Origin of the sequence: Mycobacterium sp. (assembly GCF_002863225.1) — a bacterium.
Taxonomy (GTDB): Bacteria; Actinomycetota; Actinomycetes; order Mycobacteriales; family Mycobacteriaceae; genus Mycobacterium.
The window spans coordinates 237855-261367 of the sequence record NZ_PKEK01000040.1 but is presented as its reverse complement, the minus strand read 5'-3'; the positions used below and the strand labels follow the sequence as shown (position 1 = coordinate 261367).

The 23513-nt window shown below is 65.0% G+C and carries 20 protein-coding genes and 3 pseudogenes; 10 read left to right on the top strand and 13 right to left on the bottom strand.

The genetic code is table 11. The features are described 5' to 3' along the window. Nucleotides 1-44 precede the first annotated feature (44 nt). Both CYU59_RS12135 and CYU59_RS12130 read right to left on the bottom strand, forming a co-directional pair. Nucleotides 45-467: an MmpS family transport accessory protein gene (locus CYU59_RS12135; protein WP_292989770.1), complete on the bottom strand. Its 423-nt coding sequence runs from the start codon at nt 465-467 to the stop codon at nt 45-47. A 194-nt stretch (nt 468-661) separates the two neighbouring features. After that, a complete protein-coding gene (locus CYU59_RS12130; protein ID WP_292989578.1) occupies nt 662-1132 on the bottom strand; it encodes a hypothetical protein in 471 nt (156 codons plus the stop codon). A gap of 81 nt (nt 1133-1213) precedes the next feature. Here CYU59_RS12130 and CYU59_RS12125 point away from each other — a divergent pair. Both CYU59_RS12125 and CYU59_RS12120 read left to right on the top strand, forming a co-directional pair. After that, nucleotides 1214-2687: pseudogene (locus CYU59_RS12125) on the top strand (MFS transporter). 115 nt (nt 2688-2802) lie between these two features. Further along, nucleotides 2803-3153, top strand: a complete 351-nt coding sequence (locus tag CYU59_RS12120) for a DUF732 domain-containing protein (protein WP_292989576.1) — start codon at nt 2803-2805, stop codon at nt 3151-3153. Here the strand turns inward: CYU59_RS12120 and CYU59_RS12115 are convergent. Next, the gene (locus tag CYU59_RS12115) at nt 3150-3314 is read right to left on the bottom strand and encodes a hypothetical protein (RefSeq protein WP_292989574.1); all 165 of its coding nucleotides are present in this window, start codon (nt 3312-3314) and stop codon (nt 3150-3152) included. The two genes, CYU59_RS12120 and CYU59_RS12115, sit on opposite strands and share 4 nt — an antisense overlap. Before the next feature lie 495 nt (nt 3315-3809). Here CYU59_RS12115 and CYU59_RS12110 point away from each other — a divergent pair. From CYU59_RS12110 to CYU59_RS12100, 3 genes and pseudogenes are all read left to right on the top strand, one after another. Beyond that, nucleotides 3810-4762: pseudogene (locus tag CYU59_RS12110) on the top strand (Gfo/Idh/MocA family oxidoreductase). A gap of 48 nt (nt 4763-4810) precedes the next feature. Next, nucleotides 4811-6433, top strand: a complete 1623-nt coding sequence (locus CYU59_RS12105) for a class I adenylate-forming enzyme family protein (protein ID WP_292989572.1) — start codon at nt 4811-4813, stop codon at nt 6431-6433. A 48-nt stretch (nt 6434-6481) separates the two neighbouring features. Then, nucleotides 6482-7750: an amidohydrolase family protein gene (locus tag CYU59_RS12100; protein WP_292989570.1), complete on the top strand. Its 1269-nt coding sequence runs from the start codon at nt 6482-6484 to the stop codon at nt 7748-7750. A gap of 50 nt (nt 7751-7800) precedes the next feature. Here CYU59_RS12100 and CYU59_RS12095 read toward each other — a convergent pair whose 3' ends face one another. The 5 genes from CYU59_RS12095 to CYU59_RS12075 all read right to left on the bottom strand — a co-directional run bounded on the left by CYU59_RS12095 (nt 7801) and on the right by CYU59_RS12075 (nt 12456). Further along, nucleotides 7801-8379: a hypothetical protein gene (locus tag CYU59_RS12095; RefSeq protein WP_292989568.1), complete on the bottom strand. Its 579-nt coding sequence runs from the start codon at nt 8377-8379 to the stop codon at nt 7801-7803. A gap of 215 nt (nt 8380-8594) precedes the next feature. Next, nucleotides 8595-9683, bottom strand: coding sequence for a diacylglycerol kinase (locus tag CYU59_RS12090; protein ID WP_292989566.1), 1089 nt, complete (start codon nt 9681-9683; stop codon nt 8595-8597). 192 nt (nt 9684-9875) lie between these two features. Continuing rightward, nucleotides 9876-10649: a cutinase family protein gene (locus CYU59_RS12085; RefSeq protein WP_292989563.1), complete on the bottom strand. Its 774-nt coding sequence runs from the start codon at nt 10647-10649 to the stop codon at nt 9876-9878. 113 nt (nt 10650-10762) lie between these two features. Then, nucleotides 10763-11884 carry a DUF1214 domain-containing protein gene (locus CYU59_RS12080; RefSeq protein WP_292989560.1) on the bottom strand — a complete coding sequence of 374 codons (1122 nt, stop codon included), beginning with the start codon at nt 11882-11884 and terminating at the stop codon, nt 10763-10765. Further along, complete coding sequence (locus CYU59_RS12075) at nt 11881-12456, bottom strand: TetR/AcrR family transcriptional regulator (protein ID WP_292989558.1); 576 nt, start codon at nt 12454-12456, stop codon at nt 11881-11883. The genes CYU59_RS12080 and CYU59_RS12075 overlap by 4 nt, the downstream gene beginning before the upstream one ends. A 28-nt stretch (nt 12457-12484) precedes the next feature. On the opposite strand from CYU59_RS12075, the gene CYU59_RS12070 reads away from it, so the two are divergent. Beyond that, a complete protein-coding gene (locus CYU59_RS12070) occupies nt 12485-13732 on the top strand; it encodes a sulfotransferase (protein WP_292989556.1) in 1248 nt (415 codons plus the stop codon). Nucleotides 13733-13906: 174 nt separating this feature from the next. Here the strand turns inward: CYU59_RS12070 and CYU59_RS12065 are convergent. Both CYU59_RS12065 and CYU59_RS12060 read right to left on the bottom strand, forming a co-directional pair. Then, nucleotides 13907-14275: pseudogene (locus CYU59_RS12065) on the bottom strand (peptidoglycan endopeptidase); the annotation flags it as partial. A 454-nt stretch (nt 14276-14729) separates the two neighbouring features. Then, the gene (locus CYU59_RS12060; RefSeq protein ID WP_292989553.1) at nt 14730-15746 is read right to left on the bottom strand and encodes a DNA topoisomerase IB; all 1017 of its coding nucleotides are present in this window, start codon (nt 15744-15746) and stop codon (nt 14730-14732) included. Nucleotides 15747-15924: 178 nt separating this feature from the next. On the opposite strand from CYU59_RS12060, the gene CYU59_RS12055 reads away from it, so the two are divergent. From CYU59_RS12055 to CYU59_RS12040, 4 genes are all read left to right on the top strand, one after another. Beyond that, a complete protein-coding gene (locus CYU59_RS12055; RefSeq protein ID WP_292989550.1) occupies nt 15925-16488 on the top strand; it encodes a hypothetical protein in 564 nt (187 codons plus the stop codon). 76 nt (nt 16489-16564) lie between these two features. Continuing rightward, nucleotides 16565-16993, top strand: a complete 429-nt coding sequence (locus CYU59_RS12050; protein ID WP_292989548.1) for an SRPBCC family protein — start codon at nt 16565-16567, stop codon at nt 16991-16993. Nucleotides 16994-17374: 381 nt separating this feature from the next. Next, nucleotides 17375-18679, top strand: coding sequence for an NAD(P)/FAD-dependent oxidoreductase (locus CYU59_RS12045; RefSeq protein ID WP_292989546.1), 1305 nt, complete (start codon nt 17375-17377; stop codon nt 18677-18679). Nucleotides 18680-18738: 59 nt separating this feature from the next. Beyond that, entirely contained in the window at nt 18739-19872 is a 1134-nt protein-coding gene (locus CYU59_RS12040) for a nucleotide disphospho-sugar-binding domain-containing protein (protein WP_292989544.1), read from the top strand. Nucleotides 19873-19882: 10 nt separating this feature from the next. Here CYU59_RS12040 and CYU59_RS12035 read toward each other — a convergent pair whose 3' ends face one another. Genes CYU59_RS12035 through malQ form a run of 3 tightly spaced genes read right to left on the bottom strand, consistent with a single transcriptional unit; the run spans nt 19883 to nt 23406 of the window. Further along, on the bottom strand, nt 19883-20356 hold the full coding sequence (locus CYU59_RS12035; protein ID WP_292989542.1) for a nuclear transport factor 2 family protein: 474 nt from the start codon (nt 20354-20356) through the stop codon (nt 19883-19885). Continuing rightward, nucleotides 20353-21234, bottom strand: coding sequence for an LLM class F420-dependent oxidoreductase (locus CYU59_RS12030; protein ID WP_292989768.1), 882 nt, complete (start codon nt 21232-21234; stop codon nt 20353-20355). Before CYU59_RS12030 ends, CYU59_RS12035 begins: the two co-directional genes overlap by 4 nt. 21 nt (nt 21235-21255) lie before the next feature. Further along, nucleotides 21256-23406, bottom strand: a complete 2151-nt coding sequence (malQ, locus tag CYU59_RS12025; protein WP_292989540.1) for a 4-alpha-glucanotransferase — start codon at nt 23404-23406, stop codon at nt 21256-21258. Nucleotides 23407-23513 lie beyond the last annotated feature (107 nt).

The window sequence follows — 23513 nt, the reverse complement described above, 5'->3', positions numbered from 1 at the left end:
CAGGAACGGGCGTTTGACCCGGGGTTCATCGAGCCGGTGTTCGCTCACGCGGATTTCACCCTGCACTCGACGTCGGCGTCCGGATGGTTGTCCGACGCCTCGGGGACGCCGGACTCCGGGGGTGGCGGCATGCCGTTCACCAGCATGCGGCAGCGCAGCGGACCGCCGTGGACGTGCACGGAGATGGCGCCGGACGCCACCGTCAGCGTGGTGGTCTCATCATGCGTCCAGGGGTCCCTGGTGAAGGTCACGTCGACCGGGTGCGGGTGCCCTTCGATATCGACGTAGACGATCTTCGCGGCTCGTCCGACGGGGCCGAAAACCTGATACGTGAGCCGTTTGACGTTGAATTGCTCCGGCGCCTGCGGACCGTTGACCGTGATGACCGGCTCCGGCTCGGAGAACTGGTGCACCTTGTACATGCACACCAGGCCGACGCTCACGGCGACCACGGCGACCAGCGGCATCCAGATTTTCGACAGGACAGTCCGCCCCCTTGAACGAGGACTCACTCGATCACCTTTCGGAACGCGTTTCCCCGGACCTTGTGCACTGGACCCGACTCCATCGTCGGACCACTCATATCAATTAGATTGATATGAGTGCGTTATGACGTTACCAGTACAGAACGCTAACGACTACAACTTGCGGAACGTTATCACTAGCCCACGTGCTCAGCAGCGCGGAATTGCGGCGCCTCGGCCACCACTTCGGTGGTGCGTAGGCGGCCTTTGAGCCGCTTGGCGCGCAGCAACTGGATGGCGAGGTTCGACGAGGTGAACATCGGGATCACGCCGATGAACGTTCGCTCGGACGGCGTGGCGCCCTGCAGATATTCCAGACATCCGAAGACGTAGTACGTCGACAACGCAAACAAGGTGAAGGGGATGCAGAAGGCCATGGGGTTGCCACGGATCGCGACGATGCGCTGCGCGTACTCGAACTCCTCCGGCGTCATGGATTCTCGTTTACGCAGTTTCTTGATGACGTGCGGCGCCGCGCCGATCTCCTCGCTGAACGGAAGCGTGGGCGTGCTCTCCAGGCGACGTACGTAGATGGTGGCGATCGTCAGCAAAAGAAACGTCACCGCCAACGCGATCAACGCCAGCAGTCCCCAGAAATACGTACTCACACCCAACTCCTTTGCTTCGCAAATCGAACTTAACACCGCGAGGTGGCACCGGCGGGTCTGCGGGACTGGAAGACTGGCGCCATGAGCGCCCAAACCGGAACCATCACCACACGCGTCCCGGCGCGTCTGGACCGACTGCCGTGGTCACGGTTTCACTGGCGCGTTGTGATCGGCCTGGGTGGCGTGTGGGTGCTGGACGGGCTCGAGGTGACGATGGTCGGCAACGTGTCGTCGCGCCTCACCGAGCGGGGCAGTGGAATCGCGCTCACCGCAGCGGATATCGGCACCGCCGCGGCGTTCTACATCGCCGGGGCATGCCTCGGCGCGTTGTTCTTCGGCCACCTCACGGACCGCTTCGGGCGGCGCAATCTGTTCATCCTGACGCTTGCCGTATATCTGACCGCAAGTGTGGCCACCGCATTCGCTTTCGCCCCGTTGGTACTTCTTCCTCACCCGATTCTTCACCGGGGCCGGTATCGGCGGCGAGTACGCGGCGATCAACTCGGCCATCGACGAATTGATCCCCGCTCGGGTGCGTGGTCGGGTCGATCTCATCATCAACGGGACCTACTGGCTGGGATCGGCCGCGGGCGCCGGCGCGGCGCTCATTCTGCTGAACACGTCGAACTTCCCGACCGACATCGGCTGGCGCCTGTCGTTCGGGATCGGTGCCATCTTCGGGATATTCGTGCTTCTGGTCCGGCGCAACGTTCCAGAAAGTCCGCGCTGGCTCTTCATCCACGGACGTAACGGCGAAGCCGAGAAGATCGTCGGGGAGATCGAAGCGGACGTCGAGCGTGAGACGGGCGAGCCCCTTCCCGAACCGCACGGCAAAGCTCTCAAAGTCCGCCAGCGCGAGACGATTTCGTTCGTCGAAATCGCGCGAGTGGCGTTCAAGCTCTATCCACGGCGCGCCGTTCTCGGCTTGGCCTTGTTCATCGGTCAGGCGTTTCTCTACAACGGCGTCACGTTCAACCTGGGCACGTTGCTCAGCGGTTTCTACGGCGTTGACGCGGGAAAGGTCCCGCAGTTCTATGTGCTGTGGGCGCTGAGCAACTTCGCCGGTCCGCTGATCCTCGGCCGCTTCTTCGACACCATCGGCCGCAAAACGATGATCACCATCTCCTACGTCGGCTCGGCGGTAGTGGCGGTCGGGCTCGCAATCCTGTTCCTGAACCAGACCGGCGGCGTCTGGGCGTTCATCGTCGTACTGGCCGTCACGTTCTTTCTCGCATCAGCCGGCGCGAGCGCCGCGTATCTGACTGTCAGCGAGATCTTTCCGATGGAGACCAGGGCGCTGGCCATCGCGTTCTTCTACGCGGTCGGCACTGCGATCGGCGGAATCAGTGGACCCTTGTTGTTCGGCCAACTGATCGCGTCGGGGGAGCGCAGCCAGGTGATGTGGTCGTTCCTCATCGGGGCGGCCGTCATGGCCTTGGCAGGCCTGGTCGAGCTGTGGCTGGGAATCGATGCCGAGCAGCGTCCGCTCGAGGAGCTCGCCCTTCCCCTGACAGTGGCGGACGCCGAGAGCGATCACGAGGCCGGCGAGCGCTGACAGGCAACACGCGAGCCACCACCGCGTGAACACGCGCTGAATTCGTGGGAATCTGCGGCGGAGAACGCCCGGGGGAGGCTGCGGTCAGCTCGGCACTTTGCAAGACTCGGACCTCATGAGGAGTCTGCTGATCACGCTTGGCGTCGCCGGAATGCTCGTCGGGTCTGCCCCGGCGCACGCCGATCCGCCTCCCAACAACGACGCAGATTTCCTCAAACAACTCACCGCGGCCGGACTCACCTATCAGGATCCTGCCCAAGCTGTCACCGTCGCCAAAGAGGTGTGCAAGCTGGTCGACAAGGGAACACCCGACACCGACATCGAGAAGAACCTGAAGCTTCGCAACCCGTCATTCACCGGCAACGGTGCGGCCGAGTTCATCACGCTGGCGGCCGGGGAGTATTGCCCGAAGTACCTGACCGGCGAAGGCCGCCCTCCGAAACCGCCTGGTGCAGTGGGGAATTAAGCTCCACCCCGCACAACCGCGTCGGCGGCGGCCCGCATCCGCTCCGACATTCGAAGCAGATCGTGTTCGCCGATGCCGTTCTGGAAGGTGTAGGCGAGCTGACGCAACTCGACAGCACAATTACGGAGCTCGTCTTCGAGGCGGGACTGAACAGGGATCATGGCGTTCTCCCTCGCGCGGGTCGGACTGCGAGCCCGACAATCTGATTAGGAAAATGTACGCAGCTCGCTAGCCGATCGGCGAGATGGCGCGGGCTGTATTTACGAGACATTGACATCGCGTTCACGTCCCAGCCTGCGCACACGTCATCGTCTGAGCGGCCGGGCGTGTGGCGGACATTGGTTATTCGCCGCCGGAATACGTTGCACGACAATTACATCGCCGGCTCCGACGCCGGCTGCAAGAACCTACCTGCCAGTCGCGGCAACAGTGCAGCGGTGGCGTCCCGTACGCCGGAGAGACGTGCATCGAGTCACCGACCGCGGGCATACGGGGAATGTAGGCGCCGTCCCTGCGCGCGGCATTAAGAAATCAGATGGACTCGCTGAGAAAACGTCAGCTCGATGCGACCGTCGCGCCGCAAGCCGAGTGTGAAAGAAATTGAGCATTCCTATGTTTCGCGGGTTACCCGTGTGGCGAGGTGCTAGCTTTCCTGCGTGCCCGCACAGGAAAAGCCGTTACGTCTCGGCGTGCTCGGCGCGGCCCGTATCGCCCCGGCCGCAGTGATCAAGCCCGCACGCGACAACGCCGAGGTCGTGGTCGCTGCAGTAGCCGCGCGCGACGTCGGCCGTGCCCGGGCATTTGCGGCCAAGCACGGCATCGCGCGAGTGCACGACAGCTACCAGGCGCTGATCGACGACCCAGAGGTGGATGCCGTCTACAACCCACTTCCGAACGGCTTGCACGGCAAATGGACTCGTGCCGCGCTCGACGCCGGCAAGCACGTGTTGTGCGAAAAGCCGTTCACCGCCAACGCCGCCGAGGCAACAGAGATCGCCGACGCGGCTGCGAAGTCGGATCGGGTGGTGATGGAGGCTTTCCACTACCGCTACCACCCGCTGGCGCTGCGCACCGAGCAGATCATCGCGTCGGGCGCGTTGGGCAAACTCCAGCGGGTCGAGGCGACATTGTGTTTCCCGCTGCCGGTGTTCTCCGACATCCGCTACAGCTACCCGCTTGCCGGTGGTGCGTTGATGGATGCGGGGTGCTACGCCGTCCACATGGTCCGCACCTTCGGTGGGTCGACGCCCGCGCGATGACGGCCGAGTTGACGTTTGCCGAGGGGCACACCGGTCGTGTGCGCTGCTCGATATGGTCGGCGCGGCTGCTCGAGACCAGCACTCGGGTGATCGGCGATCGAGGCGAGTTGTCGCTGTTCAACCCGGTGACGCCGCACTACGTCCACCGGCTGGCCGTTCGCGTACCTGAGGGGAGGCGGGTCGAGCGCTTTTCCCGCCGCCCGTCCTACGCGTATCAGCTCGACGCGTTCGCCGCGGCGGTACTGCGAGGGGAACCTGTGCGAACCACGCCCGAGGACGCCATCGAGAACATGGCGGTCATCGACGCGATCTACCGCGCGGCCGGGCTGCCACTGCGTCAGCCGACCTGATCAACCAATGCCGGTCTGCCGGGCGGCCCGTCGCCATATCATCGGGTGATGAGCACCGGCGGCCTGGACACGGTGGGCTCGCCGGCCTTCACCGACGAGGAATCAGCCCGCTATCGCGCTGCGGGCTGGTGGTCCGACCTGACGCTTTCCGCCGCGGTCAGCCGTAACGCCGAGCAGAGTCCAGACCGCCCGGCCTACATCGACCACCACGGCCCGTCGTTGACGTGGCACGAATTCGATGGCATTGCAACTAGTTTGGCTGAACAACTGGCCGGCGCCGGCGTGTCGCGAGGAGACCGGATCGCGGTATGGCACGGCGACTCCGCAAATATCCACGTGCTGTTGGTCGCCATCGAGCGCTGCGGCGGGATCGTCGTCGGTATCGGCGCACGAGCCGGCACCCGAGAGGTGACCTCGATACTGCACAGCTCGCGGCCGGACATGTTGATCTGCGACGCACCACGCAAAGACGACGCGGTCCGCGCCGCGGCCGGCCTGGTCGACGCTTCCGTACCGGTGGTGTCACTCACGCCCGGATCGCGCCTGGATCTCCAAGCCCCGCCGATCGGATTGCCGGCAGGCGAGCCGATCGGCTCCGACGACCCCTTCCTGATCAACTCCACGTCCGGCACCACAGGACTGCCCAAATGCGTGGTCCACACCCAGAACCGTTGGTACTACTTCCATCAGAAGGCCCTCGCGAACGGTCGCCTGATACCGGACGACGTTTTCCTGCCCGTCATTCCCACGCCATTCGGATTCGGGCTTTGGACCAGTCACACCACGCCGATATTCCTGGGTGCCACCGCCGTCCTGCTGGAACGCTTCAGCGCCAGGGCGACGTGTGAGGCGATTGCCGAGCATCGCGTCACCGTGCTGTGTTGCGTCAGTACGCAATTGACAATGCTCATTGCGGACAGCGCGTCGAAGGAGTACGACCTGAGCTCGTTGCGGGTGGTGTTCACCGGCGGCGAGGCGCTGCCGTACCGGCCTGCCGCAGAGTTCGAGAAGTTGACCGGGGCAACGATTCTCCAGTTCTACGGCTCGAACGAGACCGGCATGCTGAGCGCCACCACGGTGGACGATTCGCAGCCCCGCCGGCTGCGGACAGGGGGCCGGATAGTGCCGGAGATGTCGGTGCGACTGTTCGACGGCGATCGGGATGTCACCGACATCGGCCGTGGGCAGCCGGCCTGTCGGGGTCCCGCCACCAGTCTGGGCTACCTGGGCGGCACCGGCCACGACAAGCTGTTCACCCGCGACGGCTGGATGCGGATGGGTGACATCTGCGAGATCGACGCCGATGGATATCTGAGCGTCACCGGTCGCACGTCGGATTTCATCCTGCGCGGCGGCAAGAACATCAGCGCCGCCCAGGTCGAGGACGCTGCGACCATGCACCCCGCGATCGCGGTCGCCGCGGCGGTAGCGATGGCCGACCCGGTTTTCGGTGAAAAGGTTTGTCTCTATACCGAACTGGTCGATTCGCAGACGATCAGCCTGCCCGACCTCACCGACTACCTCCTGGCGGCCGGAGTTTCGAAAGAGCTGTTGCCCGAGCGGCTTATCGTGATGGATGAACTGCCGCGATCGTCGGGTGGCAAGATCGCCAAAGGTGTACTGCGCGAAGATGTTCAGGTCAGGATGGAGACCGACGATGGACGTTCCTGACGCTCACCGTCAAAACCGATCCCGCGGTGCTGGACTGAAGGGGTGGCGATGAAATCGATCGACGACTTGGCTGCCGACCTGAACTTCACCACCGCCAAGACCGGAGAAGACCGATCGGTGACCTTCCTGCCGGATCCGCCCCGGGCGCACCGCCGCTACACGCTGATCTCCGTGGATGACCACATCGTCGAACCGCCGGACACCTTCACCGGACGCCTTCCACAGCGCCTCGCTGACCGCGCCCCCAAGGTCGTCGACACGGCCGACGGTGGTCAGACCTGGGTCTACGACAACCAGGCACTGCCGAATGTAGGCTTCAATGCCGTCGTCGGGCGGCCGGTGTCCGAGTACGGTTTCGAGCCGGTTCGTTTCGACGAAATGCGTAGGGGCGCATGGGACATCCACGAGCGGGTCAACGACATGAACCTCAATGGCGTCTACGCGTCGTTGAATTTCCCCTCATTTCTGCCGGGCTTCGCCGGCCAGCGCCTCCAGCAGGTGACCAACGATCGCGACCTTGCGTTGGCCTCGGTGCGGGCTTGGAACGACTGGCACCACGAAGTGTGGGCCGGTTCCTACCCCGGACGGATCATTCCGTGCCAGCTGCCGTGGCTGCTCGATCCCGACCTCGGCGCCCAGATGATCCGGGAGAACGCCGGGCGCGGCTTTCACGCCGTGACGTTCAGCGAGAACCCGTCGATGCTGGGATTGCCGAGCATCCACTCGGGCCACTGGGATCCGATGATGGCTGCCTGCGCCGACACCGGGACCGTGGTGAACCTGCACATCGGATCTTCGGGCTCGTCGCCGTCGACGACCGAGGACGCGCCACCGGATGTACAGGGCGTGCTGTTCTTCGCCTACGCCATCTCAGCGGCGGTCGATTGGCTGTACTCAGGGCTGCCCAGCAGATTTCCCGATCTGAAGATCTGTCTGTCCGAGGGCGGAATCGGTTGGGTCGCTGGGCTATTGGACCGGCTCGACCACATGCTCAGCTATCACGAGATGTATGGCACGTGGGCGGCGCTGGGTGAGAGGCTCACGCCGGCCGAGGTGTTCACCCGCAACTTCTGGTTCTGCGCAGTGGAAGACAAGTCGTCCTTCGTGCAGCACGACCGTATCGGCGCCGACAACATCATGCTGGAAGCCGACTACCCGCATTGCGACTCGACATGGCCGCACACGCAGGAAACCGTGCACGAGCAGATCGGCGACCTATCCCCACACCTGATTCGAAAGTTCACCTGGGAGAACGCTTCACGGCTCTACAACCACCCGGTCCCCGTCGACGTGCAACAGAATCCGGAAGCGTTCTGAGGCCATCGGCGAACAGCCCGTTGATTGCGAATTGCCGTGGATCTTGGCGGTCAGCCGCCGAAAGCCGCTTTGACCGCCTCGTCCTGCTTCTGGCCGACCTGGGTGATGAACTCCTGCGGGGCCAAGGCAAACGAGGGACCGTCGAATTCCAGCGTGACCAACACCCTGTCCCGGGTGAACACCAGCACCGTCACCCCTTTGGAGTGGTCCGGCGACAATCCCGATATCGTCGCGCCGCTGACGCCGACCTCGGCGTTCAGCGACTTGGCGAGAAGAGTTTCACGGTGAGTGGCCTTCGCCGATTCCAGGGCGCCGGCTGCGGCTTGGATGTCCGGCAAGACGTGGATGGTGTCGACAATGGCGTGGCTGTGATCTTGGTCGGTGAACGTGACCGTCGCACCCTGCTCACCGTTCGGGTTTTTCGTCGCCGGGCCCGCGGTGAAGGCATCGGGTGCTTTGATGTCGCCGGCCTTGATCAGCAGCGTGGTGTAGTCCGTGATCACCGGGCGGGGAGTGGTGCTCGAACTCGACTCCGGCTTGGCCGATTGGGAGTCGTTCCCGCAGGCCGACACTCCCACCAGAGTCGCCGTGATCACCGCGGCGGCTGCCACTGCCGGGGGAATTCTCATCGACCGCTCTCCTTTGACTCCTGTGACGGAAACCGTATCTCATCGGCGACCGGCGGCAGTACTCCTGAAACAGTGCTCTCGCGGCGCACGCGCCGAAGGCAGCGACTGATCTGAAAGCCGCTCGCGTCAACCACCGTTGCCGAAGCACACGACGCTGAGCATCCGATGCGTGGACTCAGATCCCCGAAACTTCAGTGAGAGAGTAGTTTTCGAAACTAGCGGGCGGCGACCTCGTCACGGGCGTACAACGCTCGACCGGTGACTAGCGGGAGGTCCAGCGTCGACCTGATGCCCGGTGCGGCCGCGACCACTGCCGGAATAGCGTTGACGATGCGGCCGGCCGCGCCGCAGATCGCGGCCTGGTTGTGGTCCCCGTACCGACTGCTCGGCACGATGTCGACCGCGTAGGAAGGCTCGCCGGTGATCTCGATGCGGTACGAGCCACCGCCCGCGGCGGGCTGCGGTAAGTCGGGTCGCAAATCCGGACGCAACCGGGTGATGTGCTCGATGACGATCGCCGGGTGGCCGTTGACCATGCCGCGGATTTCGAACTGCAACACCGCCAACGTTCCTTTGGCCACGTGACCGACCGCGATGTCGAAGTCCTCGGGCGCCGGCTCGCGTTGGTAGGACTCGGTGATTTCGTCCACTTCGATGCCCAGACCCGCGGCCAACTGCCGGATCGCAGTGCCCCACGCGATGCTGAGCACACCCGGCTGCAGCAGCATCGGAATCTCGTCCAGGGGCCGCGCGAAACCCATGTAGTGCATGACCTCTGCACCGTCGTAGGACGCATAATCGTGGATCTCCATGCAGCGGACCTGCTCGATACGCTGACACGTGCCGGCCAGCGCGAACGGGATCAGGTCGTTGACGAACCCCGGGTCGACGCCGGAGATGAAAAGACTCGAATTCCCCTGCACCGCAGCATCTTCGACACGTTGAATGTACTTGTCCGGCATCACACCCCAGGGATACTGCAGCAACCCGGGCGACGACCCGACCACATTGACGCCGGCGGCGAGAATCCGCATGACGTCGGCCATCGCTTCGGGCAGACGCGTGTCGCCCATCGCGCAGTACACGACGCAATCCGGTTCGGCGGCCAGCAGGGCATCGAGGTTGTCGACCGCGGCGATTCCGGTCACGACCGCCAAGCCGGCGAGTTCACCGGCGTCTCTGCCGACCTTCGCGGGCGTCGAGACGCAGACTCCGGTGAGCTCGAACTGTGGGTTCTCGATCAGCTCGATCAACGCCAGCCGACCGACATTCCCGGTACCGACGTGGGCGACACGTATCGTCATCGATGTTCTCCGTTCGGCATGCGGCAACAGACCGACCTCGACGCTAGCCCACGCAGAATCGCAGGCGCGACGAATCGCGTTTTGCGCCGTACGGAAATGTCGCGGCGCCGCGAGTCCAACCGAATCAGGTTGAGCGCCAAACTGATGACGACCCACCGGATGGGCTCAGGAGCGGTGCCGGAGCAGGCTGGTTCAGCTGCCGAAGCCGCCGTGCTGAGCCGTCCGGGCTGCCGGTGATCCGCCGGGTCCTTGCAGACGATTGGCGGCGAAGTCGGCTCCCTGCGCGATCACACTGCCGTCGTCGACGTAACTGTTGTGCGCGGAGAAGTTCACGCCCTCCGAGCAGACCGGATCTTCGACCGCACAAACCTCGATGGTCTTGGCCTGGTACAGCGGCCCGATCACCAGCTGGGGTTGGCCGAGGAAGTCCATTGCCCGGACGTTGGGCGTACCGAACAGCACGACTGCCGCGACGTGATCAGCCAAGGCTGGGTCCAGCGGCTTCGGGATGGTCGCCGGATCGACGTCTTTCGGCACCGAGTCCGGAACCGCGGGAGACGTCACGAAGCCTGCGACCGCCGCGCCCTGTGAGTAGCCGCCGAGCACCATCTTGGTGTTGGGGCACGTCTTGGCCTCCGACACCACGTGCGCTCCGGCGTCCCGGATGCCATCCAGACCGGTCGACCATTGGTCGCTCGCTGGATAGTTCACCGGGTAGACCTCCAGCGACTTGTTGCCCAGGCGGCCGCGGAGCGCGTCGATGAAGGCCTGTCCGGTCGGCCCCACACCCGGCTCTTCGCCGGTGCCGCGGGCGAATACCACCTGGGTGTCGGGACACGGCTGGGCGGATGCCGAGGGGACTATGCCGACGGGGAGAGCGGAGGCGCCCAGCCCCCACGCTGCGATCAGTGCGGCACCAACTGAACGATTGACTCGACGCGCATTCATGACGCAGAAGGTTCCCATACAAAAGCTTGGCCAAACTAAGAATTCTCTGGGCGTAGCCTGTGGCACTTTCTGCAGGCCGACGGCGCCCGACCCGACAGGTCGCTATCAGTTGGGTAGCGCTGCAGACTGATTCAACACGGGCCGTCGATACCGGTCGGCGCATCAGCCACTTTCACCAGTTGCGCGCGGGGCAGGGCCGGCACCTGATCGGCCAGAAACCAGCGAAACGCGAGGTTACCGCGGGGATAGTCAAGTGTGGTCAGCGAATTCGGATGTGCCGTCAGGCCCCGACTGAGCACAATCGTCACCGATCCGTCGGCGTTGGGTACCGCGCTGTGGCCATTCAATGAACAACGGCCGTCACTGACACCGTGCGTTGCCATGAACTGGTTCCACACCACCAGGTTCCAGAAGCGGCAGGCGGGCGGCCGGTGGGTGATGACCAGCGCTTCGTCGTCGTCGAGCTCGAAGCTGCCGTAGGAGTAACAGGCATCGCGGGCCGACCAGCCGAAGTTGGCGTCGGGCACCTGGTAGGGCTCCGCGAATTGGTTTGCTGCGTGGACGATCTCGTGGCCGAGGGCATGCGTGTCATCGACCCTGGCACCCACCGCCAGCGGGATGATCGCGAACATGGTGCGCATCCAGGCTGCCGCGGCGCGAAGCTTCGCCGCCGTCTCGGCATCGCCATGCCGAACGTCCGCGGGTTCGTCGAGCGACTCGATGTGCCAGCGGACCCGGCGTCCGGTCCGTGGGTCGGCCTGGTAGTCGCGGGTCATCAACACTGCGGCATCGGGTGTCGGCCCGAAGTCGAACGAGAAGTTGCCGTCGGCATCGAACTCGAGGTCGTCGTCGCGCGCGATGGCCACGATGCGGTCCGACCAGGCTCCCGGCGCCGGCTCGTTGTAGGCGGTAAGGGAGAAGTAGACGCTGTCACCCCGGTTGCCGCTGATGCGATAGCGGCGACGGGGGTCCACCGGGCAGATGTAGTAGTAGGCATCGGTGTTGTCTCCTCCCCAGCGGCGGTCCCGCCGGAAGGGAGTGTTGACCGCCACGAAATCCGGGCGACTCGGCTCTGCGAACAGATAGGTGTCGAAGGCCACCCCCAACGTGGTGGCGAGCATCCGGTAGCCGTCAGCGATCTGCCGGTCGTCGGTGACGGCGCGCTCTCCGTCGAGGAACGACCGGTCCAAACCGCCCAGGGTCGCCAGCAGTTCATGCCATGCGGCAGTGGATTCATGCTGGACGTCGGTCATCCGCGGATTCCTCTCGTGATGAAGTCGGCGGTGCGGCGCACCCACGCGTCGCCCAGAGTGTCGCCGCGGGTGAGCAGGGCCAGAAAGGTGGTGCCGGCGACGACCTCGACGACGTCGGCGGCCGTGACGTCGGGCCGAACCTCGCCGCGCACGACGGCATCGGCAAGCCGGTCGGTCAACCCGCGCGAAAGGATGTCGCCGAACCGCTCCAGCAGGACCCCGTGCAAAGTCAGGTCGGCAGCCATCTCGCCGACCAGTCCGGGCAGCGCCGCCCGAGCAGCTGGAGTCGTGAGCACAGCCGCGGTCCGGCGGACCATCTCGCGAACATCTCCGGCCAGCGAACCGGTGTCCGGCAGCGCCGTGGCGTCATCGATGGGAAAGACCGCCTCGTGGACCAGGTGTGCCTTGCTGGCCCAGCGCCGGTAAATGGCGGGCTTGCTGGTGCCGGCCCGGCGCGCGATGGCGTCAACCGAAAGGGCGGCGTATCCGGTCTCGGCGAGCAGGTCGACCGTCGAGCGGAGCACCGCGCCGTCGATGCGCTTGTCGCGTGGCCGCCCAAGTTCCGTCGTCATTACGAAACTCAGAGTAACATAATTCGCCATGACCAATACGGCACCGCCGCCGGTGCATCTCGATGACCTGGACGCACCGCGGTTCAGCCCCGAGATCGATCAACTCCACCAGCTGATGGCCGGTATGGCCGCCGAGTGCCCACTGGACAGCGCGACACTGCACGCCAAGGCCGCGGTCGAGACGGGGCTGACGGACTTCGGACCGGACGATTATCGGGAGCGCCTCGAGGTCTACCTGGCCGCCTTGGGTGAGATCGGCGGCCTGCACGGCGCCGGGATCGTCAACTTCCATGCCCAGGTGCTGCAGTCGCTCAAAAATCGGCTGCTGCTCAACGACCTGTTGGCGCGTCATCCCGAGATCCACCAGATCGAGTTGCTGCCACCGGTCGTCATCGCCGGCCTGCCCCGCACCGGCACCACCCACCTGCACAATTTGCTCGCGGCCGGGCCTACCTTCAGATCCCTTCCGTACTGGGAGAGTGTGGAGCCGTTCCCCTTGCCGGCCGAGCGGGGAATCGAACCGGATCCGCGCCGAGGACGGATGGATGCCGCGGTCGACTTCATGAATGCGGCGATGCCGCACTTCCCGCTGATGCACGAGATGACCACTGAGCATGCCCACGAAGAGATCCAGCTGCTGGCCAACGACTTCTCCACGATGCTCTTCGAGACACTCGCTCATGTCCCGCGCTGGCGCGACTACTACCTGGGCCACGATCAGACGTCGTCCTACGAGCATCTGAAATTGCAACTGAAGGCGCTGCAATTCCTCCGCGGTGGCCGACGCTGGCTGCTGAAGTCGCCTCAGCACCTCGAACAACTGCCGGTTCTAGACGCGGTCTTTCCCGGTGTCGTCGTGGTGTTCACCCACCGCGACCCGGTGCCGGTGGTGTTGTCAATGCTCGCAATGCTCGCCTACACGGCACGAATGCACCGCTCACCGGTGCCGGTGCACGACATCGCTGAATCGTGGTCGCAGCGTCTTGCACTGATGTTGCGGGCCCTGATTCGGGATCGGGACCTCATACCGCCGGAACGATCGATCGACGTCCGCTTCGACGACTTCATGGCTGACGAAATCGGCACCGTCGAGCGGATCTATCACCTCGCCGGCGAACCGCTCACGGACCCGGCGCGCGGCGCGATGGTCGGATATCTGGAAAGTCACCAGCGCGGGCGAATGGGCAGCATCGCGACGTCGGCGGAGATGTTCGGCCTCGACGAACACGAGCTGCCCATCCGGTACACCCGGTATCGGGAACGCTTCTCGGTCTGACGGTTGTCAGGCTGCTTGCGGTGGAACGGGTGCGTCGGCAGTTACATCGCCGGCCGGGGCCGCTTCGGGCGCCGGTGCGGGCGGAGCGGGCTCCTCGGGTGCGGGACCCGGCGGTGGCGGTTCCGGGGTAACCGCGTTGACCAGGATGGGCGGGGCGTCCGGGGGACCCTCGGGGTCGACCGGCAGATACATGTGGTGGTTGAACTGCGGTTGGTAAGCGCCGCCGCCGCCGATCCGCACGCCGCCGCCTTCGCCACTGGACACCGGAGTGCCGTCGGGCAGCGTCACGGCCGTGTGACCACCGTTCCAGCCGATCACCAGCGCGCCCGGGGCAGTGCCGTGCCTGAAGCCGCGGGCCAGCAGAGCGGACTCTTCGTCACCGGTGTTGAACCGGCCACTGAAAGCCGGTCGATCGGTTGCCACGTTCGATACCAAAGACGCCAGGCCCGAACAGTCCGTTCCCGCCGGGGAGTTTCCTCCGGTGATGTACGGCGTGCCTGACATCTGCTGGAGCAGGGTCATCAGCGTCGCTAAAACAAACATGAGCCGGGACGGTACTGATCGAATCAATAGACAACCAAACTTTGTGCAGCCCATCACTTTTGCGCAGATGGCATGACGTGGATCTCATTCACCAGGAATAAGCGCTGGTGAAAGGGGTGACACAAAGTCAATTCGACACGCGTGGAAGAGTAACTCGTTCTTGACTTTTCGCCCGATAAAGCCTCAGATGCAGCAACTTTAGGCCAAAAGCCCTGTTTAGCAAAGTGTTATTCGTCACCGGGGTAAAACCGCTTTGGAGCGCGGTGTTTTACGTCAGATGCATCGCTAACGTGGCAGTGGGAGCGGGTTATTCATCGGTTCTCCAGCCACTGTTCGAGACTCGCACCCGCGCGCCGACAAGTGATCGACCCTCGCGGCAGGAAACTCGCTGACGCCAAAAATGCTGTGAGTCAGTGACATTGAGCAGCAATAGTTGAGCAATGCTGACGGACAACTACTTTCGACTGATTCGTCTGATCATCCGCACCGTTGCCCGCTCGATCGATTCGCGCCGCGCCTCCGGGCTTCGTTTGCGTGCGGCGTGCCGTAACGCCGGAGCGATGGTCAGGCCCTGTTCATAAGCCAAGACCACACGGGGGTCGACGTAGGACCGCCGTGCCACAGCCGGCGTGTTGCCCAACTGATCGGATACCGCGCGCATGACGGCCGCTTCTTCGCGCCGACGCGCCGTCTTCGACGACGGTTCACGTGCAATGGCGAACGCCTCGGCAGCCAGCACCGTGCCGTGCCACGTCCGCAAGTCTTTGACGCTGTACTCGTCACCGACCAATTCCCGGAATCGCAGGTTGATGTCGTCGGCGTGCACCTCGGACCAGCCGTCCGAGGTGCGGAACACCAGCAGGCGCGGACTAGTCGTATCGGCGCGCAGCAGCGAACGAACCGCGCTGAGCACCAACGGGTCCTCCAGGGAAATCGTCCGGCGCACACCGCTTTTCGCGGGATAGTCGAACTCGACAGCGTCGCGGTGCAGGTGCACGTGTTCGCGTAGCAGCGTCGAGAGTCCGTAGCTGCCGTTCTCCTCCACGTACTCTTCACCACCGGCCCGGAAATATCCTTGGTCGATCATGTGCTGAGCCAGCGCCAACACGCGGTCGCGCGCCAGTCCGCGACCGCGCAGGTCGGTCAGCAGGTTGAGCCGCCACCCCGGCAGATGCTTGGCCAGATTTATCGTGCGCTCGTACTTTTCCTCTGAGCGCTCGGCCTGCCATCGCTCGTGATAGATGTACTGGCAGCGACCGGCCGCATCGGTGCCCACCGCCTGGATGTGGCCGTTCGGGTGCGGAGAGATCCACACTTTTTTCCATGCCGGCGGGATCACCAAGGCCTCGATCCTCGCCAGCACTTCATCGTCGGCAATACGACACTCGTCGTCGTCGACGTAGGAGAATCCCCGACCCCTGCGGACCCGGTGCAGCCCGGGCCCGCCGACCGTGCTCTTGCGGAGCCTCATCGCAGCGCATCACCACGGCACACATACGGGAAGCCGACCGGCTGCTCCACGCGTCGAATTCGCTGCATATTCATCGGCTGGCGGTTACCCAGACGACGAATATCAGTAACGCCGACGCCTGCGCGACACGGCCGGATCAGGCGTCGTCACACGAGTCGGCATGAGACGGTATTTACTCATGCAGGGCTTTGAGTACGTCAGCTACGAGACTTTTGGGCGGCGCTTCTTCGAGGTGGCGGTGACCGAAGAGCGGGTCGGCGCTGCCTTCGCCGCAATTGCCGGCAGTCAATTCGAGATGCCGCCGATGGCCCAGGGACCGGGCAAACTCGCCAGAGTCAGCGCCGCCGTCACCATCAAGCAGCCCAAGGTCACCCGGAATGTTGCCGATAGCATCACGTTTGACATCCACATCCCGTTGCTGATCGACCTGTTGGTCGACTTGCGAATCGACAAACAACGATTCACCGTCGACGGAGACATCGCGCTGAGCGCGACCGCGCGGGCCGCCCAGCCGCTGCTGCTGATTGTGGACGTCGCCAAGCCGCGTTCGTCGGACATCGCCGTGCACGTGTCGTCAAAGAGCATCCGCGGCGAAATCGTGCGAATCATCGGTGGCGTCGACGCCGAGATCCGGCGCTTCATCGCGCAGTACGTCAGCGAAGAAATCGACGCACCAGAATCGCAAGCCGCGCAAGTAATCGACGTCGCCGAGCAGCTCGATCAGACCTGGACGGGTATTTGAGCCGGTTTGTCCCGTCGGCAGGTCAGGGTATGTTCAGCCGACACACGGGAGTCATCGCGATAGGGAGTCAGCCGACGTGGCACAAGTCAATGTCTCGACGACGTCGAACCTTTCGCCGGAGTCGGCCTGGAAACTCGCGTCGGATTTGGGGCGTTTCGGCGACTGGATGACGATTTTCGGCGGCTGGCGCGGTGAGATTCCCTCGACCATCAAGGAGGGCACCCGCGTGTCGTCGTTGATCAAGGTCAAGGGGTTCCGGAACGTCATCCACTGGGAAGTGACCAAGTACGACGAGCCCCACCAGATCGAACTGACCGGCCGCGGGCGCGGGGGAGTAGGCATAACGGTCGCCATGTCCGTAAAGGACAATCAGCCCGGCTCGACCTTCGACCTCACCGCCGATCTGAACGGTGGTCTACTCAACGGGCCGCTCGGAAAGCTGGTGGCCAAAGTCATCAAGTCGGACGTCCGCAAATCGGTGGGCAATCTCGCCGTTATGGAATGACCCCGGCGCGGCTCAACGAGGGACGCGGCGACGCAATCTGCGCTGAGCGTCCCGAATACGCCGCGACTCCGAAGTCAGCCACGACAAGGTCAGGCCGCTGGCTAGGAGCATCACGCACGCCGCGTCGAGTCCGACGCCGATCCGCCTGGTGGCAAAGCCGATTAGGCAGATGACAAAGGACACTGCGACTGTCACGGACAAGACCAGGCCGGTCGTCGAAACCCTTGCCGCCGCGGCGACGGAGGGCTGTGCGGACCGATCCGCTTCGACGGTGTCCGTTGCCGTTTCTCCCATCAGCCCCGGCTACCCAGATGGCTTGCAGCGAAAACAGAGCGAGTGGCGAACGGTTTTAGCGCGCGGGCCGATGGCTACAGACACAGGGTGACGTCGGTAGTGGTAGTCGGTAGTGGATTCACCGGGTTCGAGTGCGCGCGGCGGCTGGCCCGCAAGCTGCGCAAGACCGATGTGGATGTGACCATCATCTCGCCCGTCGACTACATGCTCTACACCCCGCTGCTGCCGGATGTGGCCGGCGGAGTGGTCGACGCGCGCTTTGTCGCCATCCCGTTGGCTGGGACGCTGAAAGGCGTCCGAGCGATCCGCGGCCGGGTCGACCAGGTGGATCTCGACGGGCATCGCCTGCAATTCACCGACCTCGAACAGCGCACCCGTGAACTGTCCTGGGACCGGCTGGTGCTCACGCCCGGTTCGGTGACCCGGCTGTTCGACATCCCCGGATTGTCGCGGTACGCCAGGGGATTGAAGTCGACCGCAGAGGCGCTTTATCTTCGTGATCATTTTCTCGAGCAGCTGGAGCTGGCGTCCCTGGAGGAGGACCCGGCCGTGGCGCAGGCGCGAAGGACCATAGTTGTCGTGGGCGCCTCGTATTCCGGCACCGAGCTCGTCCTACAGCTTCGTGCGCTGGCCCACGCCGCGGCCAAGCAGATGAACTTCGATCCGGCGTCGATGAAGTTTCTCCTGCTCGACTTGGCCGAACAGGTGATGCCGGAGGTCGGGCCGAAGCTGGGGGAACGCGCGAGGAAGGTGCTCCGGCAGCGCGGCGTCGACGTCCGGCTCGGGCTGACCCTCAACGAAGTTCACCCGGACCACGTTGTGCTGAGCGATGATTCGCGAGTCGACACTCACACCGTCGCCTGGGTGACGGGCGTGACCGCCGCGCCTCTGATCGGGACGCTGGGCCTGCCCACCGAGAAGGGCCGGCTGAAGGTGCAGACCGATCTCTCCGTCGCGGGTCATCCCGACGTCTTCTCCGCCGGCGACGCGGCCGCGGTGCCCGACTTGACGCAGCCGGGAAAAATCACGCCACCCACCGCGCAGCACGCGACGCGGCAGGGTAAGACACTCGCCAAGAACGTCGCAGCCAGCCTCGGGCACGGCAAGACTCGCGAATACAAACACCACGACATGGGACTGGTCGTCGACCTGGGGCCGCACAAAGCGGTCGCGAACCCCTTGAAGATCCCGCTTTCCGGCTTCCCGGCGAAAGTGGTCGCCCGTGCCTACCACCTGTATGCGATCCCGCGCGGAGTCAACCGCTGGGCCGTCACGCTTGCCTATCTGACCGACGCGGTGTTCGCCCGTTCGGTGGTGTCGTTGGGATTGGCCTCCTACAACGATGCGGAGTTCTCCACCAGCGAAGGCATTCCGCTGCCGGAAGCCGGTTGACGCCAACACCCCCGGGCACCACGCGGGCGGGACGCTTCCTCGCGAGATAGGTTGTGCCGGTGAAGTTCGTCCTCGCCGCGTACGGCAGTCGCGGCGACACCGAGCCGTGTATCGCCGTCGCTGAGGAGTTGCAGCGCCGCGGCCACGACGTGGTGACGGCCATGACAGTGCCCCCCGAGATGCGTGCCTACGTCGAGTCGAAGGGCTTGGCCGTCCAGCCATACGGACGGCACTGGCAGGAGTTGCTGGGCGACGAGGACTTCACCCGCATGCTGCGGGACCCGCTCGGCGCGATTCCGCAGGCGGTCGAATACGTCGCTCAGGTCGGGGCGGAAAAGACGGCAACCCTGACTTCGCTGGCGGCCGGCGCGAACCTGCTGGTGGCCGGGATGACCGAGCAGGAGACTGCCGCCAATGTCGCTGAGCACCAACGTATTCCGCTCGCCGCTCTGCACTTCTTCCCGTCCGAGATCCTGCCGTCACGGCCATCGCCGGATCAGCCACAACGCCGAGAGCCGTCGCCCCTGGGGTCGTTGGAGATTCAGGCTTACGACGAGATCTGCGTACCCGACCTGGCCGCCTCGTGGGCGGGGAGCGCCGGCCGGCGACCGTTCGTCGGAGCCCTGACCCTGCAGCTGCCGGCCGACGCCGATGCGGACGTCCTGTCGTGGATATCGTCCGGCGCACCACCGGTGTACTTCGGCTTCGGCAGCATGCCGGTACCGGGGCCGAAGGACATGGTCACCGTGATCGGCGCGGCATGCGCGCGGCTCGACGTGCGTGCGTTGATCTGCTTGGGCCCCAACTATTTTGACGACACCCCGGATAACGATCGGGTCAAAGTCGTCCGCGACGTGAACCACTCCGCCGTCTTTCCCGCATGTCGCGCAATTGTTCACCACGGCGGAGCCGGGACCACGGCGGCGGTCTTGCGTGCCGGGGTCCCCGCCCTGGTGCTGTGGAACGGGCTCGACCAGCCGGTGTGGGCAGCGTCGGTGGCACACCTCGAAACCGGTTTCGGACGCCGCTTTCTGGAGTCGACTCTGGATTCACTCGTTGCCGACCTGCACGCCATCCTCGAGCCGCGGTACGCCGTCCGAGCCAGGGAGGTCGCCGAACTGGTGACCGCTCCGGCCGAAAGTCTCCGACGGGCCGCTGATCTGCTCGAAGACGCAGCGATGCTCGGCTGCTAGAACTGACGTCTCACTGCTCGTCGGCGGGGCGAACCTGCTTGATCGTGGTGGTGTCGATCGCGTCGATTGCCAAGGCTCGGCGGTGAATTCGCCATTGCCTGCTCGACACTTGTCGATACTCGTCGTCGTAGCGCAGATACCAGATCACATCGCGGATCTGGTCGCCGTGACGGATCCAGTGGTGCGCGACGCCGGCGATGCGGCCGCGGGCGGTGCCGGGCTGCGACGTCGCGTCGTACACCTCACCGACGATCGCGTGCTGAGTTCGCAGCGTGGCGGCGACGGCGGCGACCGCTTCGCTGATTTCGGTGTGGCCGCGGTGGCAGCCAGTCGGCTCCAGAGTCGCCGGGGGATCGGGTAGCCACAGTTCAGCGTCCGCGGTGAAAAGGGCTGCGACGGCGTTGAATTGACGATCGTCGACGGCGGCGGCGTAACGATGCACCAGCTCGCTGAGAGCTGCCCGATCGACTCCGGTGAGCGTCACGTGGACAGCGACAGCCGTTGCGCGCACGCCGACAGCTCGTCCCTGGCCTCGTCGAGGTCTTGCACCGGTGGCATCGCCAGGACCACCCGGTCCGCGCCCTGGGCAGCCAGCCGCTCGGCGCGCCCGGCGTCGATCTTGCTGACCGAATGGCCCAGCGTCAGTTCGATACCGGCCGGATCCCGTCCGGCCGCGAGCGCTTCGTCGCGCATCAACGCGAGCAGTTCGGCCAGCTGTGCGCCGGCCACGCCCAGCGGCTGGAAGCCGTCGCCCAGCTGCCCGGCCCGCCGAGCCGCCGCCTTGCTGTGTCCGCCGATATGCAACGGAAGATGCCTTGCCGCATCCGGTTTCGGGTTGCAGACCACGTTGGAGAACTGGAAGAACTCACCGCGGTGGGTGACACCGTCGGGACTTTCACCCCACAACGCCCGCAGCACCGCCAACTGCTCGTCGGCGCGTCGGCCTCGCGAGGAGAAGTCGGTGCCGCAGGCTTCGATCTCCTCCCGCAGCCAACCGACACCGACACACAGCCGGAGCCTCCCGTTTGACAGCGCATCGACCGTGGCTGCCCGTTTGGCGAGCACAACGGGATGGTGGTTGGGCAGCACCAGCACGCCGGTCGCCAACTCGAGACGATCTGTGTGCGCGGCCAGAAACGACAGCAGGTCAAGGGGATCCGGGACCGGACAGTCCGGCTCCAGCTCCACCCGTCCCGACGGGTCGTAGGGATACACACTGTCGTAGTGAGTCGCGAGCACGGTGTGTTCGACGGCGACGATCGACTCGAAGCCACACGATTCGACGTGCCGCGCGAAGGCCGCCATCCAATGTGGATCCGCAGTGACCCCGGCGGCGACCGGTGCGACCACACCGAATTTCAGTGTCTTCATGGCAAACCGAAGCTAACAGGAGTTCTCGGTTGGCCCACCGGCTGTCTGCACGCGCAGAACCTCGGCGAGCGCGGCGGCGCGGTGGTCGGTGAAAACGTCCTCCAGCAGGATCGGTCGACCATCGGGTCCGCTCAACGGGACGCGCCAGTTCGGGTATTCGTCGGTGGTGCCGGGCTGGTTCTGCGTTCGCTTGTCGCCGACCGCGTCCGTGAGCGCGAGACCGAGCAACCGGGACGGAGTGCGGCCGAGATACGAGTACAGGGCCAATATGGTCTGCTCTTCATCGGCGTGTTTGGACAGCAGCCCGACCCGGCGTAATTCAGCCAGCCACGCGGCACGTTCCTTTTCGGCGGCCGCGAGTTCCTGGTCGACGGGCCGGGTCAGCAAGCCCAGCGAATCACGCAGTCGCACATGCTCATTCGCCAGGTATCCCGCGGTGGGTGGCAGATCGTGAGTAGTGACCGACGACAGGCAGTATTCACGCCACCGATCGGCCGGAAGTGGGCCGCCGGAACCGTCGCGATCGAGTTCGAACCACAGAATCGACGTACCCAGCACTCCCCGGGCGCGCAGGTAGTCGCGGACCCATGGTTGGACCGTGCCGAGGTCCTCGCCGACGACCAGCGCCCCGGCGCGATAGGCCTCCAACGCGACGATGCCGATCATCGCCTCGTGGTCGTAACGCACATAGGTGCCCTGCGTCGGCAACTCGCCCTGCGGAATCCACCAGAGCCGGAACAAGCCGATGATGTGGTCGATCCGAACCCCGCCGGCATGCCGCAACACGCTTCGGATCAGGGCGCGAAATGGCCGGTATTCCTGTTCGTCGAGGCGATCCGGCCGCCACGGCGGCTGCGACCAGTCCTGACCGAGTTGATTGAACTCGTCGGGGGGCGCACCGGCCGAAACCCCCAGTGCCAGCGTGTCCTGCATCGCCCAGGAATCCGCTCCACTGGGGTGCACGCCGACGGCCAGGTCATGCACGATGCCCAGCGGCATCCCGGCCGATCGCGCGCGGGTCTGCGCGGCGGCCAACTGCTCGTCGAGCTGCCATTGCAGCCACCGGTGGAAATCCACTGTCGCCGAATGCTTTTCGACGAACTTGGCGACCCCGTCGGCATTCGGATGGCGCACCGCCTTGGGCCATCGACGCCAATCACTGCCGTGCTTCTCAGCCAGCGCGCACCAGGCGGCGAAGTCGTCGAGAGCCGCACCCTCGCGAGCGCGGTACGCCGCGAAGGCCAGTTCGCGGCCTGCGGTGCGGGGGACCGCGTAGACCAGCTCCAGCGCTTCCCGCTTCGCCGCCCACGCACTGTCGCGGTCGATTGCATCCCGCGCGGCCGCATGTTTCTGGATGCCGTCACGCAGCCGCTGAGCGCGACCGCGCTTGGCCAGCTGCGCGAACTCCGGGATGGCCTCCACCCTCAGGTAGAGGGGGTTGACGAACCGGCGTGAGGTCGGCAGGTACGGCGAGGGCTCGATGGGCGACGTCGGCTCCGCCGCGTGCAGCGGATTGACCAGGACGTATCCGGCTCCGTGCAGCGACGCCGACCACACCGCGAGATCCACCAGATCAGCGAGGTCGCCGATACCCCACGATTGTTTGGACCGGACGCTGTAGAGCTGAGTGGCCAGCCCCCAGATGCGACGTGCGCCGAGACGTTCGGGCACCCCGAGCCATGCCGGGGTCACGATCAGGGCGGCGCTGGCCTCGTCGCTCTCCGAGCGCAACCGGACGCGGTGATAACCGAGCGGCAGATCATCGGGCAGCACGAAGCTGGCTTCCCCGATCCGTCGTCCGTCCAGGTCGAAGGGCGGAGTGAAGTTGTCCACCTGCCGTACCCCGGTGCGAATGGTTCCGTCTTCCAGCTCGAGCGTGACCTCGGCCGGTTGACCATGCGTGACGTGCACCCAGAACTTCGTCGATGCGCCCGCCTGGGTCAGGATGGTCGGCGGCAGCGGCCGCGACCAATGGCTGCGCTCCTGGGCGGTCAGCGCCGCGTTGCGTTCGGCCTCGTCGGCGGCCCTGACCCCGAGCGCACCCAGAACGGCCACCAACGTGCTTTCCGGGACGTCGATCCGGCGACCACTCCAGTCCTCGTAGTCGGTGGCGACGCCGAATCGACGCGCAAGTTCAACCAGCGACGGGGCCATCAGGCTCATACCGACATCTTGCTTGGCGAGATGACGAAGATGCGACCCGAGTGTTCACCTCGCTGTCGTCTTATCGGCGGGCCCAGTTTGCTCGTGGCCGTACCATGCGCAATGAA

Coding starts and splice junctions, on each gene's coding strand:
- CYU59_RS12095 (WP_292989568.1), bottom strand. CDS start 8,379: ATGAGAATTCCCCCGGCAGTGGCAGCCGCCGCGGTGATCACGGCGACT.
- CYU59_RS12100 (WP_292989570.1), top strand. CDS start 6,482: ATGAAATCGATCGACGACTTGGCTGCCGACCTGAACTTCACCACCGCC.
- CYU59_RS12080 (WP_292989560.1), bottom strand. CDS start 11,884: ATGACCGACGTCCAGCATGAATCCACTGCCGCATGGCATGAACTGCTG.
- CYU59_RS12135 (WP_292989770.1), bottom strand. CDS start 467: ATGCCGCTGGTCGCCGTGGTCGCCGTGAGCGTCGGCCTGGTGTGCATG.
- CYU59_RS12090 (WP_292989566.1), bottom strand. CDS start 9,683: ATGACGATACGTGTCGCCCACGTCGGTACCGGGAATGTCGGTCGGCTG.
- CYU59_RS12105 (WP_292989572.1), top strand. CDS start 4,811: ATGAGCACCGGCGGCCTGGACACGGTGGGCTCGCCGGCCTTCACCGAC.
- CYU59_RS12085 (WP_292989563.1), bottom strand. CDS start 10,649: ATGGGAACCTTCTGCGTCATGAATGCGCGTCGAGTCAATCGTTCAGTT.
- CYU59_RS12070 (WP_292989556.1), top strand. CDS start 12,485: ATGACCAATACGGCACCGCCGCCGGTGCATCTCGATGACCTGGACGCA.
- CYU59_RS12120 (WP_292989576.1), top strand. CDS start 2,803: ATGAGGAGTCTGCTGATCACGCTTGGCGTCGCCGGAATGCTCGTCGGG.
- CYU59_RS12115 (WP_292989574.1), bottom strand. CDS start 3,314: ATGATCCCTGTTCAGTCCCGCCTCGAAGACGAGCTCCGTAATTGTGCT.
- CYU59_RS12060 (WP_292989553.1), bottom strand. CDS start 15,746: ATGAGGCTCCGCAAGAGCACGGTCGGCGGGCCCGGGCTGCACCGGGTC.
- CYU59_RS12055 (WP_292989550.1), top strand. CDS start 15,925: ATGCAGGGCTTTGAGTACGTCAGCTACGAGACTTTTGGGCGGCGCTTC.
- malQ (WP_292989540.1), bottom strand. CDS start 23,406: ATGAGCCTGATGGCCCCGTCGCTGGTTGAACTTGCGCGTCGATTCGGC.
- CYU59_RS12075 (WP_292989558.1), bottom strand. CDS start 12,456: ATGACGACGGAACTTGGGCGGCCACGCGACAAGCGCATCGACGGCGCG.